Source organism: Streptomyces sp. NBC_01515 (assembly GCF_045040345.1).
GTDB lineage: Bacteria > Actinomycetota > Actinomycetes > Streptomycetales > Streptomycetaceae > Streptomyces.
In genome coordinates, this window is the sequence record NZ_CP109416.1 from 5,177,298 (window position 1) to 5,197,164 (window position 19,867).

Genomic DNA, 19,867 nt, shown 5'->3' on the forward strand with positions numbered 1-19,867 from the left:
GGACGTTCCGCTGGGCGTTTCGCTTGGCGTTCCGCTTGACGTTTCGGTCATGACCTGCGACTTCTCCGGCTTCTCGGACTTCTCGGGATGAGCTGGGGCTCCGGTGACTCAGTGACCTCATCAGGGTAGGCGGCGGGAGACCGGGCAGGGGCCCCCACCCGTCTGCGAGACTGGGACCTGATACACACAGACACACACAGCTCATGCGGGCGACGGTGTTCAGGGCTTGCGCAGATCCTGCGGACAGGTGTTTCAGCGCACGTTTCGGCGGGCGGCCGTGGGGGAGGTCACTGACACGATGATCGGGTTGCGCGGCGAGGGTCACGCGTCCTGGAAAAGCAGTCGGGTGGAGATATGCATCGCGGTGGCGGACTGGGCGAGGGGACTGACGACCTGGGTCCTCGGCGTGCCCGGCGGGGGAAGCACCGGCGTGACGAGGAGGAAGCCGCCGAGGCGCGGCGGGGCGGGCCTGGATCGGGGTTGGGTCCGGGATCGGGTCCGGGATCTGGTTCGGTTTCGGGTGAGTCGGATCGGGATGAGCGACGTATCGAACGTCGGATCGATCAGTTGCGGGCGGGGAGCAGGAATGGTGGTCGGGTGGGGGTGACCTACAAATACTTCGGCGCGCCCGACGGTGCGACCGCGGCCCGCGTCCCGATCTCCATGCGCCCCGAGGAACTGGGCGGCGACGAGCTCGGGATGAACGGCATGTTCACCAAGATCAAGCCGGAGACGATGGCCGCGATGGTCCTCACCGGCATCGAGGGCGTCCCGCTCAACAAGGTGCCCCCGCTGGAACTGGTGGTCCTGCACCCGGACTACGCGGTCGTCAAACTCCCGATGACCGTCGTCGACCCGCTCCGCGGAATCGGCGAGGAGGCGGTCGGCGCGGCGGCGTTCATCTGGTCGACGGTGCCGGACCGGGGTGGGCCTCGGGACGCGTTCAATGTGTACCAACTGCTGCACGAGTGGCAGGACTTCAGCCACCGGTTGCATGAGGCGGGGCATCAGCCTTATTGCCTTGTTTGGCCGTGAGTTGAGAGTTCGTGGTGTGTGTGGGGCGGGGTTCTCGGACCCCGCCTTCTTCATGTCCCGGGACGCAACTACCGGCTGCCTGGAGTGGGGATTCCAACGAGATGGCCTTCTCGCTCCACAGCCAACATGGTCGCCAGTTCACTCGGGCCGCTCGCGCTCAACGCCCAGAGGCTGCTGACCCGTCGGGCCCACTGCCAGAGCCGGTCGCCCGTATCCACAGGTGTGTGGAAGGGCAGAACGGTGATGCCATGGGCGGCGAACGGCTGGTGGTCGAGGTAGCGCAGGCCGCCGGTGCCACACAGGTAGTAGGTGCTGCCGGTGGCTACGGCGAGGTCGGCCAGTCGCTCGGACCGGCCCCGGCGGGTCGGGATCGCGCTGCTCTCCAGTACCTCACCGCTCCAGCCGAGGGCAGTGAGCAGGGCAACGGTCGATGTCCTCGCAAGGTCTGCCACGCGGTCCGTGTTCTCGAACCGATCGAGGACCACGTCCAAGACCTCACGCACGACAGGCCAGTAGCGGCTGCGGCCGTAGTACTGGCGAATCAGCAAATGGGCTGTTCGACGAGACCGGCGCGGACCAGCGAGCAGCGCCTGGTTGACGAGCGTCGAGCGTCCGTTGGACAGGCGCGTGGGAAGCGTGAGCCACTGCTGCCTGCTCGGGTCGTCGAGGGCCGCGAGCCGGGTGCGGTGCTGGTAATCCCGGCGCGCGAACTGAACATCGTCGAGGACGATCCACCGGTCAGCGGCGAACAGCTTGGCCAGCGTGGACAGCCGGGGAAACAGATTCGACTGATGGATCGCGCACACTCCACCACTCGCCCCAAGTCGGCGTGTGTCAGCTGTTGATGAGGCGGCTGTCGAAGCCGGCGTCCAGAAGGCGCTCGTAAGCGTCATACACATCCCCCGGTACGTCCTGCTCGACGGCGAACCCCAACTTCGGGTAATCGATCACCCGTTGCAGGTCCCCGACGAGCATGTCGACAACGAGCTTTTCGTCGCCGATGGACTTGATGTAGTCGTCCAACTCCAAAGGCTCGGAGGCGCAGACGACTTCGGCCTCGGGCCACAACTTGCGGCAGGTCGCGTACGAGCGGCGCTCCATGTACGGCTTGGAGATCAGCAGCAACGACTCCACTTCCAGGCCCGCCTCCGCCAGCAACTCCCGGGAAAAGGTGATGTTCTGGCCGGTGTTCGCCGCCTTCGACTCGACCAGGATCGCCTCGTCCGGCACGCCCAGACTCAGGGCGTGCTCGCGGTAGTGGACGGCCTCGCCACGCGGGAAGCGGGCGCGGGTGGTGGGGCTGTTGCCGCCGCTGAACACCACGACGGGGAAGAGGCCGGCGCGGTAGAGGTCGGCGGCTGTGGTGGCCACGCCCAGGTCGTGGCTGCCGAGTCCGATCGCCGCCGAGCAGGAGCGCGCCTCGTGCCCCATCTGGTGGTAGTTCCAGATCAACGTCGCGTCGTGGAACTGCTCGTCGGTGATCTGACGCTGTTGGTGCTCCGGCACTGGCACTCCCTGACTCATCCCTGCTGGCCCTCTCGGATGCCCTCGATGCTGCGCAACTGGTGGCTCAGCCCGAACTGCCGGGCCACCTGCGCCGCCTGATCGAGGACGGACAGCCCATCATTCCGGGTCGCCGCATCCGACAGAAGGATGTGCCCGTACGCGGTGTCCAGCCGCACCCGCTGCATCGGCGAGTCGACCGTGCCGGTGGTGCGCGCGATGTCGATGTAGTGCAGGGCCTGCTTCAGGTCGCCGGCGCCACGGTGGGCCAGGGCGAGCTTCTGGTGTGCCACTGACCAGTCCTCCGGCTCACCGAGTTCCTCGAAGTCGCGGGTGGCAGCAGCCATGACGTTGGTGGCGTACTCGTTGTTGCCCTCCTTGCTCAGCGCCGTGCCGATCCACAACCGGGACCGGGCCCGGTCCCGTCGGCTGAGCCGCTGGTCGGCGGCGAGTTCCTCGTACCATCGGGCGGGGGCTGCAGCACGGAATCGAGTCCCGCGTGCTCGCGTTCCGGGAGCATTCACAGTTGCGTGGACGCGGGAACTCGCTGCCCTACGCTGAGCTGCCGAACGGGGTGAACCCGAACACCCATCCCAGTCGGCTCACTCCGTGGTAGGCCAGCGGATCTCCAGGTTCGTGATCTCCTGGGTCGCGTCCGCTTGGCCCTCCGCCGCCGACAGGTCGACCACCGTTTGGGTGAAGAGGTGATGGGCCCGCGGGTCCACCAAGTCCGTCAGCGCCGCTGGCCCACCGTAGCTCCCACGCAGCAGCCATCCCGGCCCGTCGCACCCGATGATCCGCGTCGGCTGAAGCACTCGCTGCCCGTCCTTCACAACATAGATCCGCGCACGGACCTCGGATCCGAGACTGCTCTCGGCCTCCTCCGCCGTACCGCCCTGATCCCGGATCCCCTGGATGATCTTCGGGAGGGTCTTCCTCCAGGCCGGCCCCACCGGAACCCTGAACGCCTGGACGCTGAAGGCGGCATCACCGAGAGAGACGATCACCCCGACGGCACGCCCACCAGCCATCAGCGGATGCATACCCGCGCCCTCCAACAGCGGCACCCTCAACACGCCGTAGTCGAGCCGCTCCACTCCGGCGGACACCGGCGTCTCGGTCGCGTCCCAGGGCCCGAACTCGCCGTCCCTCATCTGAGGACGCGTCATCTCGCCGGAATCAAGCACCTCGAACCAGAGCTCTTCCGCCTCCGACAACAGAACGTCGAGGGTGCCCGCCGACGCATCGGGGCGCTGAACGTACTCTACGAGCCGGGCAACAATCTGATCCCAGCTTTTAGTCGCGTCCTCGACGCCCAGTTCAATCGCGCGCAAGTCTCCCGAGATCAACCCGGCCAGTAGCGTGTCGTCCGACTCCGCGATCCGCTCGACGAACGACGGGTCCTCAACTGCGGCAATACCAAGAGCCATGACGAGGAGCACGCCCGGAGTCAGTCGATCCCAGACACCGAACTCCGCAGAGGCAAGGCTCTCTGAGGACAGGACCCCGTCCCGACCGTATTGCTCGACGATTCCCTCAGCATCCGCTCTGGCCTGGTTCACCGGCCACCCTCCGCTGCCCTTCGTGCTCTGCGCGCCAGCCCCTTCTTGAGCGCGTCGAAGCCGAAAGTAGCGGTCACAACCACCGCGCTGACCAGGTCTACCGCCCCGCTCGCCACCCCTGATGTGATCACCGACCCCCTGCTCAACGCTGGGCAGTTCCCCGACCGCGCCAGTCTTGAACTCCGCGTGTTCTACGCCCGCTTCGGCCGTGACCTCGGCCGACTGGCGTTCTTGTCGCCAAACAGCAGGTGGGCGCCGCCGGAAATTAATCCACCGGAACCTATCTGCCTACTGCCAGGGAATCCTTCCCCGTTCGATCAATCAAGCACTACAGCCCATACGCCGAGAACCTTAGCGAAGTCCGCAGTTCGAACGATCAGATTCGGTGATCCAGTCCTGCTCGACATAAGTCCGTCAGTATCCGGATCGACATCTTCACTGAACTTTCTTCCCGTAACAGGCGAGCCCATACCATTCCGGCAGAAATACTCAGACTTCCACCTTCCGCAAGCTATCGGAGATTCTCACAGTAGCTATTAAAGGCTGGCTCACTCATATTCCTAAGCTCAAATTCGGTAACCCAACGATGAGTCGACGCAATCCGGCCCAACTCCCTCCCGAACGCAATGAGGATGCCACGCCCTTCTTCCTGGTTCTCAGATACCCTGATCGCCAACTGGAGCGCCCGCTCCGAATCGGCTTGGGAAATCACCCGGAGTGCCGCGATTCTGTGGGAGGCTTCAACTGATGGGTCGAGGATCATTTCAATTTGATCGGGCTCTTGGCCGCCCATCACCCCCCCAAACGCTTCATTTAGAGACTGCATGACTTCATCTGTTGCTGACCTCGGAAGGCGGACGGTGTGGTGCGCTCGTTACCATCGACTATTGCCTTCAGGGGCCCCGACAGCCTCACCAGAATCAGAATCCGGTGAGGCTGTAAGAGATTCCTGATCAGGTCGGCTGATTCATCTCCTTTCCAGGGCCGGAACATCAATCTCCGAAAATCCACAGATATCTATGAGTATCTGCCAGGACGAATTTGCAGTACTCGACCAGTCGACTGATGGAGGTCTCAATGTCCGCCACTCCCGGCGACCAGGAATTCAATTCCTTCATGAGCGAACGGACCTGAAGAGAATTGAAGACTGTATCCCCATACGGATCAATGTGACCCAAGAGGGGAAAACGCTCACGGTCGATCCCCTGGAGTAGCGGATTGATGCTCCCGAGCGAGACCAGTGGGGCCAGCACTGCACCGTCTCCGCCCCTCACCTGCATCTTCAGCGACATCCGTCAATACCCTCGTATATCTCTAGGAAGCCCTGGATGCATCGTCTTCAGCTTCAAGGTATCCGCATCACGAATGACGGTGTAGACCCTCGTTCGCGCTCCCATTTCGGTCTGCCCGATGAAATCAGGAGCTTCGATGATTGTTCGGATCGAGTGACTGTCAGCGTGATACTTCCCTACGGCGCTACCAGACCGGGCAGCCAGATTCTCCAAATCGACCTCGCCATCGAAGAGACTCGATGTTTCGTCGACCATATGTCCACCTTCAATGTGGCGAGGTTCAACGTGTCGAGGGCCGGTACGTGACCCCGAAGCGGAACTCCCGCTGCCGGCCGGGCTCCAGGGACAGGGCGTCGGCGTGTTCGGGGCGGTTGTAGGCGTCGGTGGGTACCTCGACGGGTTCCAGGGCGATGGAGGCTCGCCGGTCGCGGGCGAGGGTGTCGCCGGTGAACACGTGCATGTAGCCGCCGTACTGCCACACCCGTAGGGCGGCTCCGGTCGCGGGGTCGCTCAGTACCGTCTCGGTGCGGACGCCGGGTCCGGGGGCTAGGTCTGCGAAGCAGGCGTCGATGACCGCGTCGCCTAGCCTTCTGGGCGTACGGAAGTCCAGGTCGGGGCGGCGGTCCAGGGGCAGCAGGGCCTCCTTTCCGCGCAGGGGGATGAGGGAGGCGTCGGTGCGGATCAGGGTGCGGGCGGGGATCTGCAGGACCAGGTCGTCGACGGGGCGGGACAGGGTGAAGTACGGGTGCCAGCCCGACGCGTAGGGGGCGGTGGTCTCCCCTACGTTCGTCGCCCGGATCTCGATGCCCAGCTCGCGGCGGCCGATCGTGTACTCCACGTCGAGGTCCAGCGCGAACGGGTAACCGGGGTACCTGTCCGGTCTGATGCTCGTGCTGCGCAGCAGCAGCCTCGCCGAGTCGGGCGTCGTGGTGGCCCCGACGAGCCGGAACGGCGCTTCGCGTGCGAAGCCGTGGTAGATCGTGCGGTCCCCGACGCGGGCGGGCAGCAGGTCGTGGCCGTGGCCGCCGTGGTGGTAGCGGCCGTCGGCGACACGGTTGGAGAACGGGGCGAGGAGGCCCGCCCGTACGCCGTCCTGCGACCGCAGTTCCGCCTCGTCGCGGTAGCCGTCCGTCAGTTCAACCAGTGCAGGAGGTTCGGTCGGTTCGGTCGGTTCGGTCGGTTCGGTCGGTTCAGTGAGCTGCCCGGGCGCTTCGCGTGCGACCTGCCAGCTCAGCAGCGTCGCTCCGCGCAGGGCGAGGACGGCGCGGGCGGTACCGTCCGGCGCGGAGACGGTCACGGTGGGTTCGTCGCCGAGGCGGCCTTCGGTGATCCGGTACTCGTAGGGCATCCGGTACTCGTAGGGCATCCGATGCTCGTCGGCCGTCCCGCCCCCGCCTGTCACCCGGCCTCCGGAACCAGCCCCTTCGCCCTCGCCACGGCCAGCCTCTTCACCCCCGCCACGACCCGTCACCCCGCTCCCCGAACCCGCCCCTGCACCCCGGTCACGACCCGTCACCCGACCTCCGGAACAAGCTTCTTCGCCCCCGTCATAATCGCCACCGCGTCCTCCATCGAGTGCGACTGCGGGGTGATGACCCCGGCGCAGCCGCCGAGGCGCTGGATGTGGATGCGGTCGGCGACGTCGAAGACGTTGGGCATGTTGTGGCTGATCAGGATGACGCCGAGGCCCTGGTCGCGCAGGTCGCGGACGAGTTTGAGGACCTGGCCGGTCTCGCGGACGCCCAGCGCGGCGGTGGGTTCGTCGAGGATGACGACCCGGCCGCCGAAGGCACCCGCGCGGGCGACGGCCACCGACTGGCGCTGGCCGCCGGAGAGGGTCTCCACGGCCTGGTTGATGTTCTGCAGGGTGCTGATGCCCAACCGCTTGATGTGGTCGGCCGCCTGACGCTTCATCTCGCCGGTGTCGAGCATGCGGAACACCGAGCCGAGCACACCCTTGCGGCGGATCTCGCGGGCGAGGAACAGGTTGCTGGCGATGTCCAGCGCCGGGGCCACGGCGAGGGTCTGGTAGACCGTCTCGATGCCGGCCTCGCGGGCGTCCTGCGGGCGTTTGAAGTTCACCTCGGAGCCGTCGACCAGGATGCTGCCCTGATCGGGGACGAGCGCCCCGGAGAGGCACTTGATCAGGGTGGACTTGCCGGCGCCGTTGTCGCCGATGACGGCGAGGACCTCGCCGGGGTAGAGGGTGAGGTCGACGTCGTTCAGGCCGACGACCCGGCCGAAGACCTTGACCAGGCCCTTGGCCTCAAGAACGGGCGCGGGGGCGGGAACAGGGGCGGGGGCGGGAACAGGGGCAGGGACAGTCGTCATGACTTCACACTCCTTATCCACTGGTCGACGGAGACAGCCGCGATCACCAGCACGCCGACCGTCAGGACTTGGTAGTTGGGGTCGATCCCGGCCAGCGCCAGCCCGTTGACGAAGACCTGGACGATGAGCGCGCCGATCAGCGAGCCGAGCACCACACCGCGTCCGCCGAACAGACTGGTGCCGCCGATGACTACGGCGGTGATGGACTGCAGGTTGGCGTTGAGGCCGCTGTTCGGGTCGCCGCCGCCGACCCGGCCGACCAGGATCCAGGCGCCCACCGCGATGGCGAACCCGCCGACCACGTACGCGCTCAGCAGCACCCGGTTGACCGAGATGCCGGCCAGGCGGGCGGCCTCGATGTCGTCGCCCACGGCGTACAGGTGCCGGCCCCAGGCGGTGTAGCGCAGCGCGTAGCCGATCACCGCGTACAGGGCGATCATGAGCAGGACGCCGGTGGTCAGGTTCAGTTGCCCGATGGAGACCGTGTCCGCGCTCCACATGAGGATGTTGCCGGGCTGCAGGGAGACGGTCTGGCCCTTGGCGTAGATGAGCGTGATCGCGGTGAAGATGCTGAGGGTGCCGAGCGTGACGATGAACGGTGGCAGCTTGATCTTCGTCACCAGCAGCCCGTTGACGGCCTGCGCGGCGATGGCTACGGCCGCTCCCGCGAGCAGGGCGAGCACGCCCGGCACGCCGTTGTCCGCGACGAGCTTCGACATCAGCAGCGAGGCCAGCACCATGACCGCGCCGATGGACAGGTCGATGCCGGCCGTGAGGATGATGACGGTCTGGCCGACGGCCAACGAGCCGATGACGGCCACCTGTTGGGCGACGAGCGACAGGTTCTGCAACGCGTAGAAGCGGTCGTTGATGAGGGAGAACACGATGGCGGCGAGTACCAGGACGATCGCCGGGCTGAGGGCCGGCTGGCGGTGCAGCACCGACTGGATGCGCTGGGCCGGCGTGGCGGGCCGGTTGAGGAAGTCCTCCGCCGGCGCCGGTGTCGCTTCACTGTCCACGTGGGTGGTCACAGGGGGTCCTTCCGGTTCTGTCCCTCGTGTGGGCCTTCGTAGGAACGAACTGATGAGGTACGGGCCATGAGAGGCACGGGCTCATGCGGTACGGCCATGCGGTACGGGCCATGCGGTACGGGCTCGTCGGCTCGTGCGGTGCGGGTGGGTCGCCGGTGCCGGTGCCATGACGGCTACCGGCACCGGCGACCCACCTGACCGACCGGGTCAGCTGCCCCAGCAGGCGGAGGCGGCCTGCGTCGGGGACTGGACCGTCAGACCCCCGAGGGACTTGGCGGCGACCAGCGCGGTGCCGGTGTCGTAGAACGACTTGCCGTTGGTGACGCTGGGCTTGCTGCCGCCGCGGGCCAGCTTCGCGATGGAGCTGACGCCGAGGGCCGCCATCTTCCCCGGGTACTGCACGGCGTCGGCGGCGAACTTGCCGCTGGTGACGTTCTTCAGGCCCGAGCAGCTGCCGTCGATCGCGTAGATCGCGACGCTCTTCTCCTTGTTCGCCGCCTTCAGCGCGTTGTACGCGCCCTCGCCCGCCGGCTCGTTGATCGCGTAGACGACGTTGATGTCCGGGTTGGCCGACAGGCAGTTCTCCATCGCGGTGCGTCCGCCGTCGATGGCGCCCTGGGTCGGCTGGTGACAGGCGATCTTGTACGTGCCGCCCGTGCCGCCGGTGTACTTCCCGGACTTGGCCTCCTTGCCGTTCTCGGTCTTGCTGCCCGGGTCGATACCCATGCCCTCCAGGAAGCCGTGGTCGCGGTCGATGTCCACCGAGACGACCTGGTTGTTGAACAGGTCGAGCATGGCGATGACCGCGGGCTTGCCGTTCAGGGCCGCCGCCGCGTACTGGCCGTCGAGCTTGCCCGCCTGCTCGTTGTCGGTGGCGTAGGTGATGTCCGCGACGTTCGCCGGGTTCGGTGCGGTGTCCAGGGCGATCACGAAGAGGCCGGCCTGCTTGGCGCGCTTCAGCGCGGTGTTCACCGCGTCGCCGTTGGTGGTGATCAGGATGCCCTTGTCGCCGCGCGAGACGGCGTTGTCGATGGCGGTGATCTGGGTCTGGGTGTCGCCGTCCGACGTTCCCGCCGCCACCGTGAGGCTCACCTTGTCCTTGGTGGCCTGCGTCTTGGCGTCCTTCTCCATGCTCACGAAGTACGGGTTGCTCAGCGTCTTCAGGATCAGTGACACGCCCACCTTCCCGCTGCCGGACGACGAGGAGCCCGAGTCGGAGGAACCGCAGGCCGCGAGGGTGGCGCCGAGGCAGAGGGTGACGCCGACGGCTGCCGCCCGGGTGCGCCGGCTGCGGAGGCCCGACGCCTGGCTGGAGGAGAGGTTCATGACGTGATCCCTTTCGAGCCGTCCCTTGGTCGACGCTGAGACAACGTTGACTCGACGGGATAGTGGGCCCGTATGGACGAGCGCGTCAAGTCACTGGTAAACATGCGTCGGCAACGAGTCGGTAACGCAGAATCGGTTGGAGACAACGATGACCCTGGGTGAGCCGCCGTCGCCGTCCCCGCGCAGCCGTCCCACCATGCGCGAGGTGGCGGCACTGGCAGGCGTCGCCATCAAGACGGTCTCCCGCGTGGTCAACGAGGTGCCCACCGTCGATCCGGTCATCGCCGCCCGGGTGCGTGACGCGGCCGACAAACTGGGCTACCGGCCGAACCTGACCGCCAGCAGCCTGCGCCGCGGGGACGGCCGTACGGCCACGATCGGGATGCTCGTCGAGGACTCCGCGAACCCTTTCTCGGCGGCCCTGACCCGTACCGTCGAGAACGTGGCACGGGGGCGCGGAGTGCTCGTACTGGTCGGGAGCCTGGACGAGGACCCGGCCCGGGAACGGGAGTTGGCCCGCGCCCTCATCGACCGGCGGGTCGACGGCCTGGTGATCGTGCCGGCCGGGCGCGACCACAGCTATCTGATCAGCGAGCAGCGGTCGGGCACCCGTATGGTCTTCGTCGACCGCGAGCCCAGCCTGCTCGACGCGGACACCGTCGTCTCCGACAACCGGCAGGGCGCCCTCACCGCCGTCAACCACCTGCTGAAGGCGGGCCACCGCCGCATCGCCTACCTCGGCGACCGCGCGACCATCTCCACCGCCGGCCAGCGTTTCGACGGCTACCGGCACGCCCTGGAAATCGGGCACATCGAGTACGACGACGAGATCGTCCGGCACACCGGGGCCAGCGAGGAATCCGCGATCGCCGCGACCCGGCGGCTGCTGGCGCTGCCGAACCCGCCCACCGCACTGTTCACCAGCCAGAACCTCGTCACCATAGGAGCCGTACGAGCCCTGCGCGCCCTCGGTCTGCAGGACACCGTCGCCCACGTGGGCTTCGACGACTTCCCCCTGGCCGACCTCCTCAGCCCGGGGATCTCCGTCATCGCCCAGGACGTCGAGCAGTTGGGCAGGACAGCCGCCGAGATGCTCTTCCGCGGACTGGACGGCGACCAGTCACCCACCCGCACGGTCACCATTCCGACCCGGCTGATCGAGCGGGGCTCCGGCGAGATCCCGGCACCGGCGCTACCACCGAGCGCGTCGAACTGACGGTCTCCCGGAAGGCGTCCTACGGCCGACGGGAACTTCGGGAACCGTATTGCCCGGTGTGGCCCTGACCCCGACGGCAGGCGTGTCAGGATGATGATCTGACAGCGACTCTTCAAGACGGAGCCCGGCCTCATGACCTCTCCCAGCGGGGACGGCAGTGGCGCGCAGCCACTGATCATCGACACCAGCAAGCCCCACCCGGCCCGGATGTACGACTACTTCCTCGGCGGCAAGGACAACTACGAGGTCGACCGGGAGGCCGCCGAGCAGTTCATCAAGGCGGCGCCGGAAGTGCGGGAGGGCGTGCGGGCCAACCGGCGCTTCATGCACCGGGCCGTCCGGCACGTCGTCGAGGAGGGCGGGGTGCGGCAGATCCTCGACATCGGCACCGGCCTGCCCACCGAGCCGAACGTGCACCAGATCGCGCACGCCATCGCCCCTGACACGCGGATCGTCTACGTCGACAACGACCCGATCGTCAGCACCCACTCGATGGCCCTCATGGAGGACACCGACACCTCCGTCATCCTGGCCGACCTGCGCGACCCCCGCTCGATCCTCGACCACCCCGAGGTCCGCAAGGCCATCGACTTCGACCAGCCGGTGGCGGTCCTGCTCGTCGCCGTCGTCCACTTCCTGTCCGACGACGGTGACGATCCCTACGGCATCGTCGCCACCCTGCGCGACGCGCTGCCGGCCGGTTCCTACCTCGTCCTGTCGCACGCCACGGGCGATGTCCACGAGGACGGCCGCCACGACGCGGCGTCCGTCTACAACCGGGCCACCGCCACCCTCAACCTCCGCGCCCACGCCCAAGTCCTGGACTTCTTCGGCGACTTCACCCTCGTGGACCCGGGCCTGGTCCGCGTCACCCACTGGCGGCCCGAGGCGACTCCGGCCCCCGGCGCCGCGCCGATCGGCATCTACGGCGGGGTGGCCCGCAAGGACAACTAGCCACCGGCGCCCCGCAGTCAGTCACCTATCGTGATCGTCCTGCCCTCCCGACCGGGCAAGGAGAAGCCCAGCACGGTGCTCGTGTCGCGCAGGGTTTCCGGGAGGGCGCCCGCCGCGCCGGCGCCTCGGGCTCGTTCGAGGCGCTGGGGACGGGTCAGGGTGAGGCCGAAGTCCTTCGTGAGACCGGCGCCGTCCAGCAAGTCGCAGAGGAACAGCATGTGTTCGTCGAGCGGCACCTGTTCGGCGCGGACGGCCCGGACGCCGTTGAGCAGGGCGCTACGGAGGACGGGGTCCGGGTGGTGCCGGGTTCTGGCGAGGAGGCTGCCGGGGGTGTGGCGCAGTGCCCCTCGTCCGGTGAGGGCGGCCGTGTGCAGTGCGAGTGCTTCTCGGCCGCGTTCCCTCAGCCAGCGGGTCACCGTCAGGGGGCGGGGGGTGAGGGTGGCGGTGCGGGTGTGCAATGCGGAGAGCAGGTCGTCCGCCCAAGTCAGGCCTGTGCTGGTTGCGTTGGGCCCCAGTTCGATCTCGCCCCGCAGTTGGTAGATCTCCAGGCCCAGTTTCCTGGTCTTCCTCGGTCTGGCCAACAGCCTTCTCCGGAGGGCCAGTTCGCCGAGTTCAGCTGCCGCGCAACCTGCCGCCGTCTGGGCGGAGTTGGGCACCCTGCCGTTCTCCCCGTGCGACAGCAGGGTGAACTCCTCGGGCAGGGACAGGCGTTGGAGCGGCGCGGGTCCGAACATGCGGTGCATTCTGCATGGCGGGGCGGCCGTCCGGGGTCAGGTCGCGGTACCGGGCAGGTCGAACCACACCGCCTTGCCCTCCGGGCGGGACAGGCCGTCGTACGGTACGGCGGTGCCGCGGCCCCAGCTGCCGCCGGTGAGGGCGTCGACCTGGAACAGACCCCGGCCGTATCGCCCAGGAACTGTGAAAGGGCCAGCCGTGCCCCCTCGCCCTCCGCGAAAGCGACCACCCCGCCACGGTCCTCACCCCCACCCCCATCGCCCTCCACGCCCACCGGCGTGATGGTGGAGCCAGCTGCACCCCCGACTGGGCAGCTCACCCCCTCGTGGCGGCAGTCCGGCGACGGCATCGTTGATCTCGCAAGGTCAAGGTCAACGATTCGCCGGAAGGAAACCGACCGCCATGACTCACACCGCCGTCTCCCTCACCAAGGACGCCCGTACCGTCCAGCCGTCCCCCGCCCGGCACACCCCGCACACCACCCCTCGCGTGATGCCCCTCTGGCAGGCGATGGCGCACCTGTTCGCCCCGGCCGACGGCACGGTGCGGCCGTGAACTCCCGCGTCACCCGCCCCTATTGAGACGCGCCCGCCGCACCTCCCACTCCCGTTCGGCCACGGCGAGGCCCTGCTCCAGCGTCTCGACGAACGCCGCCCGGGTCACCGTCGCCACCGACTCGGTACCCGCGGCCGTACCCCGATCGCCGTGCAGCCGGCAGGCGAGGTGGATCCAGTCGCCGTCGGGGAAGGCGTACGCCCACACGTCGTTGGTGCACTCCCCCCACTCCAGGAAGTCGCAGGCGAAACCCGCCGGTCGCGCGCCCGGTGTGCGGAAGCGCCGCAACTCGTCGGTGAGCTCCTTGACCAGCAGGGGCGGATAGAACGCGTTGTCCCACGTGTTCACATGCAGCCCGCCGACGAAGACATCGACGCACAGCAGATGCGCGTCCCGTTCGAGGTGGAACTCCAACCCGAATCCGGCCCGCGTCCCGAACAACATGCCTGCCTCCCCCATGCCCGCCCCGCTCGACCCGACCCTACTGATCCACTCGCGGCGCACAGCCGACAAGCGCCGACAAAAGCGCCGCGAAAGCCAGGCCCGCGGAGTCACCCGCAGTGCACCCGGCGTTCATGTCATCCGCGAAACATGCGCCACATGAGACGTTTCACCCCCACCCTGGTCCTCGGCATGACCGCGCTCCTGGCCACCCCCTTCGCCGCCCAGGCCTCCCCCGGCAACGGCAGCGACAACGCCCACACCGACAGTTACGGCACCAAGGCCGTGTACGCGCCGGAGCAGAACTCCCGCTCGTACCAGAAGGTCCCGGTCGGCTTCACCCCCGTGTTCACCGAGAACGTGTCGCGGCACGGGTCCCGTTCCGCGACCGACAGTTCGGACGGGGACCTGATCCTCGCGCTCCTGGACAAGGCGCAGACCGAGGGGCAACTCACCGCGAAGGGGCGGGAGTTCGGGCCGAAGGCGCAGGCCCTCGAAGCCGCCATGAGTGCCGTCGGGTACGGCGACCTCAGCGCGCGCGGCAAGGAGGAGATCCACGACACCGCCGTACGGACGGCGAAGCGGCTGCCGACCCTCTTCGCGTCGATCGCGAAGAACAAGGAGCCCATAGATGTGGTCAGTTCGGGGCAGGGGCGTGCCGTCGACAGCGCCAACCTCTACGGCGCCGCCCTCGCGCAGACCGACCCCGACCTGACCTCCCTCATCGGCGCGACCCGTACCGACAAGGACCTCCTCTACTTCCACAAGGCCGACGGCGGGGCCGCGTACCGCGACTACATCGCCAACGACAAGCGCCTCGCGGCCACCCTCAAGGCGGTCACCGACCAGCCGGCCACGCACCGCGCCGCCCGCGACGTACTGAAGAAGCTCTTCAAGCCCGCGTTCGTGGACCGGATCACGGCGGGCGAGTTCGCGTCGATCGGGACCGACGTCGAGGCCGCCACCGCCGTCTACAACCTGTACGCCATCGCCCCCGCGATGAGCGAGGAGAGCCCGGGCGGCAAGGGCTGGGGCATGGACCGGTACATCTCGGCGCGCGACGCCGACTGGTTCGGGTACATCTCCGACGCCGAGGACTTCTACGAGAAGGGGCCCGGCTTCGCGGACAGCGACATCACGTACAAGATGGCGAACGTCCTGCTCGACGACTTCTTCAAGAAGGCCGAGGCCAAGCGCGACGGCACGAGCGACCTGGGCGCCGAACTCCGGTTCACCCACGCCGAGGAGATCATCCCGCTGGCCGCGCTGATGGGCCTGCCGGGGAGCACGAAGGGCGTCACCACGGCCAAGCCGTACACCTACGGCAGCAACCCGTGGCGGGGCGCGGCCGTCGCGCCGCTCGGCTCCAACATCCAGTGGGACGTGTTCCGCAAGGGCAACACCTACCTCGTCCGCATGCTCTACAACGAGAAGGAGACCGCCTTCAAGGCCGGCTGCCGCCCCGTCTCGAAGGGCAGCAAGTTCTACGACCTGAACGAGCTGGAGCGTTGCTTCGGGCGCACGGGGTCGACCGGCTGACCGGCCGTACGCGGCACGGGGGGATCCCCCTCCCGCCCCCACCACCCCCTCCGGAGAAATGTGACACTCACCCACCCAAGTGTCACATTTCTCCAGGACACCCTCCCACCCCGAACCCGTCAGACCCGGCCGCGTGGCCCGGTTCCCGGGCCGGTCACACCGCCCACCGTGAACCCGATCACCGACCCGCCGCCCTCCCGCCGTAGCGCGAACGGTGCTCCCCCGTGGGCCAGGGCCACCTCGCGGACGATCGAGAGGCCGAGCCCCGAGCCGGGGAGCGAACGGGCGTCGGCCGCGCGGTAGAAGCGGTCGAAGATGCGGAAGAGGTCGGTCTCGGAGACTCCGGGGCCCCGGTCGAGGACCTCGACGCGGACCGTACCGGGGCGGGCCGGGCCCGAGATCGAGATCTCGATCGGGGTCTGGCCCGCGCGGTCGAACTTGGCCGCGTTCTCCACGAGGTTGGAGATCGCGCGCTGGAGCATGCCGGGGCGGCCGTCGGTCGTCGTGTCGCCGCTCGCGCGGACGGTGATGTCACGGCCGGTACGGCGACGGGCGACGCCCGCCACGTCCTCCGCGATGTCCGCGAGGTCCACCTGCTGGGGCGGTTCGGTGTCGGACTGGCCCGCCGCCAGGTCCACCAACTCGTTGACCAGGTCCGTGAGTTCGCGGGCCTCCTGCGAGAGATCGGCGACCAGTTCCTCGCGCGTGGCGGGCGGCAACTCGTCGATCCGTCGCAGCAGGGAGATGTTGGTACGGAGGGAGGTCAGCGGGGTGCGGAGTTCGTGGCCCGCGTCCTGGATCAGGCGGCGCTGGTCCTCCTCCGACTGCGCGAGACGGCCGAGCATCCGGTCGAAGGCCCTGCCCAGGCGGCCCACCTCGTCGTAACCGGTGACCGGGACCTGGACGCCCAGACGACGCGTGCGGGCCACGTCCTCGGCCGCCGCGGTGAGGATGATCAGGCGCCGGGTGATACGCCGGGCCAGCCACCAGCCGCACAGCCCCGCGAGCACGACCACCGCCGCCATCAGCACGAACGTCCGCTGCTGCAACGCCCGCAGCAGATCCTCCGTATCGCTGAACTCCTGCGCCACCTGCACCGCGCCCCGCCCGGAGCCGAGCGAGACCGTCGCGATGCGGTACACGTCCTCGGCGACGGCGACGTCCTTGTGCTCCACCGTCTTCCCGGCCACCCGCTCGCCCGCGATCGCCCGGTCGTCGCCGGTGACGGGCAGCGCGGGGCTGCCGCTGTCGAGGACCCCGCCGTCCCGCCCGAGCACCTGCACATCCGTACGGGCGGGCCGCACGATGTCGTGGCCGGGCGCGGAGGAGGAGAAGTCCTCGGTCGTCATCCGGTGCGTCCGCACCTCGTCCTGCAGATCCTGCACGACCTGGTCGAACACGGACTCCTGGTCGACCCGGACCAGCCGGGCCGCCGCGCCGTACGACAGCACGCCGACGAGCAGCGTGACCGCCGCGGTCACCGCCGCGAAGGACAGCACGAACGTGGTGCGGAGTGAAACCAGTCTGGGTCGCCTGGTGGCCACGAACCGCCGCAGGCGGCCCACTCAGTCCTCCCGCAGCACGTAACCCACGCCACGCACCGTGTGGATCAGCTGCGGCGCGCCGGGCTCGTCGAGCTTGCGGCGCAGGTAGCCGACGTAGACGGCGAGGTTCTTGGAGCCGGGGCCGAAGTCGTAGCCCCAGATGCGGTCGTAGATCGTGGAGTGGTCCAGGACGATGCCCGCGTTGCGCACGAGCAGTTCGAGGAGCTCGAACTCGGTCCGGGTCAGCTCCAGTTCACGCTCGTCGCGCCAGACACGGCGCGCCTGGAGGTCCATGCGGAGACCGGCCGCGGTGATCTGCTTGTCGGCGGGCGTGGTCGTGTACGTCGTCTGCGGGCCATCCCGTAGTACGTCCGTGGAGGCGCCGGAGGTGATGGACGGGCCGGGGACGCCGTTCGCCGGGACCGGGCTGGTGCGGCGGAGCAGGGCGCGCAGCCTCGCGAAGACCTCCTCCACGTCGAAGGGCTTCACCACGTAGTCGTCGGCGCCCGCGTCCAGGCCCGCGATGCGGTCGGCGGTCTCCACGAGTGCCGTCAGCATGAGGATCGGGGTGCGGTCGCCCTCGGCGCGCAGCACCCGGCAGACCTGGAGGCCGTCGATGCCGGGCATCATCACGTCGAGGAGCAGGACGTCCGGTGGAGTGCGGTGCGCCTGCGCGAGCGCCTCGACACCGTCGGCGACCGCGGTCACCTGGTAGCCCTCCAGGGTCAGGGCCCGCTCCAGGGCATGACGGATGGCACGGTCGTCTTCGGCGAGCAGCACAGTCTGGGGCACGTCACCCAGTGTGCCAAGGCCTCCGGCGGTTGACCGGCGGGGGCAGGTCTACGATCACCCTTTTTACCTGGCTCTCACCGAGGTGGGCGCAACCCGGGCCTTGCTCCTACCGTCTTCTCACGGTCGGGTGCGGCCGGTGTCCCTGGGGGCTGCGCCCCCCAGACCCCCATCGGCCCCGACGGGGCCTCGTCCTCAAACGCCGGACGGGCTGATATTCAGCGCCGCCAGTTGGTCCGTGAACGGGACGACCGTCGGCTTGCTCGCCGGACGCGCTCCCGACAGGCCCTGCATCAAGGCCCCCAACTCCCCCGCCGCCCGCTCGATCCGTTCCGGCAGTCCCTCCGCGCCCCAGTCCTCGGACGCGGCGTAGACCCCGGTCGGGACGACCACGGCACGCAGGTAGGCGAAGAGCGGGCGGAGGGCGTGTTCCAGTACCAGGGAGTGGCGGGCGCTGCCGCCCGTCGCCGCGATGAGCACCGGCTTTCCGACCAGCGCGTCCTTCTCCAGCACGTCGAAGAAGGACTTGAACAGTCCGCTGTACGACGCCGAGAACACCGGCGTGACGGCGATCAGACCGTCCGCCTCCGCGACCGCGTCCAGGGCGGCCGCCAGCTTCCTGCCGGGGAAGCCGTTGGTGAGGTTGTGGGCGATCTCGACGGCGAGGTCGCGCAGTTCCACGACCTCGATCTCCGCCGGCGCAACGCCCGCCGTGGCGGTCGCCAGCCGGTCGGCCAGCAACCTCGTGGACGACGGGACGCTCAGCCCCGCCGAGACGACTACGAGCTTCATGCGACGGTCACCTCCTGAACGGACTCGGCCGCCTTGGCGGCCTTGAGAGACTCGTGCGTCGGCGCCTCCGGCACATCGGCCGGACGGTTCGCCGCGAACTCCTTGCGCAGGACCGGTACGACCTCCTCGCCGAGCAGGTCGAGCTGCTCCAGGACCGTCTTGAGCGGCAGCCCGGCGTGGTCCAGCAGGAACAGCTGGCGCTGGTAGTCACCGGCGTAGTCCCGGAAGGCGAGGGTCTTCTCGATGACCTCCTGCGGGGAGCCGACGGTCAGCGGGGTCTGGTCGGTGAAGTCCTCCAGGGAGGGCCCGTGGCCGTAGACCGGCGCGTTGTCGAAGTACGGGCGGAACTCGCGCACCGCGTCCTGGGAGTTGCGCCGCATGAAGATCTGGCCGCCGAGTCCGACGATCGCCTGCTCCGGCGTGCCGTGCCCGTAGTGCGCGTACCGCTCCCGGTACAGCTCGACCATCCGCTTGGTGTGGTCGGCCGGCCAGAAGATGTTGTTGTGGAAGAAGCCGTCGCCGTAGAAGGCGGCCTGCTCGGCGATCTCGGGCGAGCGGATCGAGCCGTGCCAGACGAACGGCGGTACGTCGTCCAGCGGACGCGGCGTCGAGGTGAAGCCCTGGAGCGGGGAGCGGAACTTGCCCTCCCAGTTCACGACGTCCTCGCGCCACAGGCGGCGCAGCAGGGCGTAGTTCTCGATGGCGAGGTTGATGCCCTGGCGGATGTCCTGCCCGAACCAGGGGTAGACCGGGCCGGTGTTGCCACGGCCCATCATCAGGTCGACCCGGCCGTCGGCCAGGTGCTGGAGCATCGCGAAGTCCTCCGCGATCTTCACCGGGTCGTTGGTGGTGATGAGGGTGGTGGAGGTGGAGAGGATCAGCTTCTCGGTCCGCGCCGCGATGAAGCCGAGCATCGTGGTGGGCGACGAGGGCACGAACGGCGGGTTGTGGTGCTCACCGGTCGCGAAGACGTCGAGCCCGACCTCCTCGGCCTTCAGCGCGATGGCGACCATGGCCTTGATGCGCTCACGCTCGGTCGGCGTCCGTCCGGTGGTCGGGTCCGGTGTGACGTCGCCGACGCTGAAGATCCCGAACTGCATGGTCGTTCACCCTCCAGGTTGTTGATTATTCAACTATACCCCCCAACGGCCACCCCGCCGCACATATTCCGCCCGGCACCGCCGCCGCCCTCCGGCCGTTGTCAGTGGCTCGTCCTACGATC

General features: G+C 68.3%; 18 protein-coding genes and 1 pseudogene. 5 read left to right on the top strand and 14 right to left on the bottom strand.

Going from position 1 to position 19,867, the window contains the following annotated elements; translation table 11 throughout:
• Window positions 1–597: 597 nt before the first annotated feature.
• Window positions 598–1,035, top strand: coding sequence for a hypothetical protein (locus tag OG407_RS22985; RefSeq protein WP_019061278.1), 438 nt, complete (start codon window positions 598–600; stop codon window positions 1,033–1,035).
• Window positions 1,036–1,103: 68 nt separating this feature from the next.
• Here OG407_RS22985 and OG407_RS22990 read toward each other — a convergent pair whose 3' ends face one another.
• From OG407_RS22990 to OG407_RS23025, 8 genes and pseudogenes are all read right to left on the bottom strand, one after another.
• A complete protein-coding gene (locus OG407_RS22990; RefSeq protein WP_405860749.1) occupies window positions 1,104–1,841 on the bottom strand; it encodes a WbqC family protein in 738 nt (245 codons plus the stop codon).
• A gap of 28 nt (window positions 1,842–1,869) precedes the next feature.
• The gene (locus OG407_RS22995; protein ID WP_405860751.1) at window positions 1,870–2,559 is read right to left on the bottom strand and encodes a YdcF family protein; all 690 of its coding nucleotides are present in this window, start codon (window positions 2,557–2,559) and stop codon (window positions 1,870–1,872) included.
• Window positions 2,556–3,008: pseudogene (locus tag OG407_RS23000) on the bottom strand (hypothetical protein); the annotation flags it as partial. The pseudogene OG407_RS23000 and the gene OG407_RS22995, both read right to left, overlap by 4 nt.
• Window positions 3,009–3,140: 132 nt before the next feature.
• Window positions 3,141–4,100, bottom strand: a complete 960-nt coding sequence (locus OG407_RS23005; protein WP_405860753.1) for a DUF3710 domain-containing protein — start codon at window positions 4,098–4,100, stop codon at window positions 3,141–3,143.
• A 1,572-nt stretch (window positions 4,101–5,672) separates the two neighbouring features.
• Complete coding sequence (locus tag OG407_RS23010) at window positions 5,673–6,758, bottom strand: aldose 1-epimerase (protein WP_405860755.1); 1,086 nt, start codon at window positions 6,756–6,758, stop codon at window positions 5,673–5,675.
• Window positions 6,759–6,904: 146 nt separating this feature from the next.
• Window positions 6,905–7,723, bottom strand: coding sequence for an ATP-binding cassette domain-containing protein (locus OG407_RS23015; RefSeq protein WP_405860757.1), 819 nt, complete (start codon window positions 7,721–7,723; stop codon window positions 6,905–6,907).
• Window positions 7,720–8,754 (bottom strand): ABC transporter permease, encoded by a 1,035-nt coding sequence (locus OG407_RS23020; RefSeq protein ID WP_365308817.1) that lies wholly within the window; start codon window positions 8,752–8,754, stop codon window positions 7,720–7,722. Before OG407_RS23020 ends, OG407_RS23015 begins: the two co-directional genes overlap by 4 nt.
• Window positions 8,755–8,961: 207 nt before the next feature.
• Window positions 8,962–10,080 carry a substrate-binding domain-containing protein gene (locus tag OG407_RS23025; RefSeq protein ID WP_405860759.1) on the bottom strand — a complete coding sequence of 373 codons (1,119 nt, stop codon included), beginning with the start codon at window positions 10,078–10,080 and terminating at the stop codon, window positions 8,962–8,964.
• Between the two features lie 148 nt (window positions 10,081–10,228).
• On the opposite strand from OG407_RS23025, the gene OG407_RS23030 reads away from it, so the two are divergent.
• Both OG407_RS23030 and OG407_RS23035 read left to right on the top strand, forming a co-directional pair.
• Window positions 10,229–11,296: a LacI family DNA-binding transcriptional regulator gene (locus OG407_RS23030; RefSeq protein ID WP_405860761.1), complete on the top strand. Its 1,068-nt coding sequence runs from the start codon at window positions 10,229–10,231 to the stop codon at window positions 11,294–11,296.
• 132 nt (window positions 11,297–11,428) lie between these two features.
• Window positions 11,429–12,250, top strand: a complete 822-nt coding sequence (locus OG407_RS23035; protein ID WP_405860763.1) for an SAM-dependent methyltransferase — start codon at window positions 11,429–11,431, stop codon at window positions 12,248–12,250.
• Window positions 12,251–12,267: 17 nt separating this feature from the next.
• Here the strand turns inward: OG407_RS23035 and OG407_RS23040 are convergent, their stop codons facing one another.
• Window positions 12,268–12,984 carry a GPP34 family phosphoprotein gene (locus tag OG407_RS23040; protein ID WP_405860765.1) on the bottom strand — a complete coding sequence of 239 codons (717 nt, stop codon included), beginning with the start codon at window positions 12,982–12,984 and terminating at the stop codon, window positions 12,268–12,270.
• Between the two features lie 403 nt (window positions 12,985–13,387).
• On the opposite strand from OG407_RS23040, the gene OG407_RS23045 reads away from it, so the two are divergent.
• On the top strand, window positions 13,388–13,540 hold the full coding sequence (locus OG407_RS23045; protein WP_405860767.1) for a hypothetical protein: 153 nt from the start codon (window positions 13,388–13,390) through the stop codon (window positions 13,538–13,540).
• Between the two features lie 9 nt (window positions 13,541–13,549).
• Here OG407_RS23045 and OG407_RS23050 read toward each other — a convergent pair whose 3' ends face one another.
• Window positions 13,550–13,984, bottom strand: coding sequence for a hypothetical protein (locus OG407_RS23050; protein WP_405860769.1), 435 nt, complete (start codon window positions 13,982–13,984; stop codon window positions 13,550–13,552).
• A 156-nt stretch (window positions 13,985–14,140) separates the two neighbouring features.
• On the opposite strand from OG407_RS23050, the gene OG407_RS23055 reads away from it, so the two are divergent.
• Window positions 14,141–15,520: a histidine-type phosphatase gene (locus tag OG407_RS23055; RefSeq protein WP_405860771.1), complete on the top strand. Its 1,380-nt coding sequence runs from the start codon at window positions 14,141–14,143 to the stop codon at window positions 15,518–15,520.
• 119 nt (window positions 15,521–15,639) lie between these two features.
• Here the strand turns inward: OG407_RS23055 and OG407_RS23060 are convergent, their stop codons facing one another.
• From OG407_RS23060 to OG407_RS23075, 4 genes are all read right to left on the bottom strand, one after another.
• Window positions 15,640–17,085: an ATP-binding protein gene (locus OG407_RS23060; protein ID WP_405860773.1), complete on the bottom strand. Its 1,446-nt coding sequence runs from the start codon at window positions 17,083–17,085 to the stop codon at window positions 15,640–15,642.
• Window positions 17,086–17,856, bottom strand: coding sequence for a response regulator transcription factor (locus OG407_RS23065; protein WP_405860775.1), 771 nt, complete (start codon window positions 17,854–17,856; stop codon window positions 17,086–17,088). It abuts the gene before it with no gap.
• Between the two features lie 192 nt (window positions 17,857–18,048).
• On the bottom strand, window positions 18,049–18,645 hold the full coding sequence (locus OG407_RS23070) for an FMN reductase (RefSeq protein WP_405860777.1): 597 nt from the start codon (window positions 18,643–18,645) through the stop codon (window positions 18,049–18,051).
• On the bottom strand, window positions 18,642–19,745 hold the full coding sequence (locus OG407_RS23075) for an LLM class flavin-dependent oxidoreductase (protein ID WP_405860779.1): 1,104 nt from the start codon (window positions 19,743–19,745) through the stop codon (window positions 18,642–18,644). The genes OG407_RS23070 and OG407_RS23075 overlap by 4 nt, the downstream gene beginning before the upstream one ends.
• Window positions 19,746–19,867 lie beyond the last annotated feature (122 nt).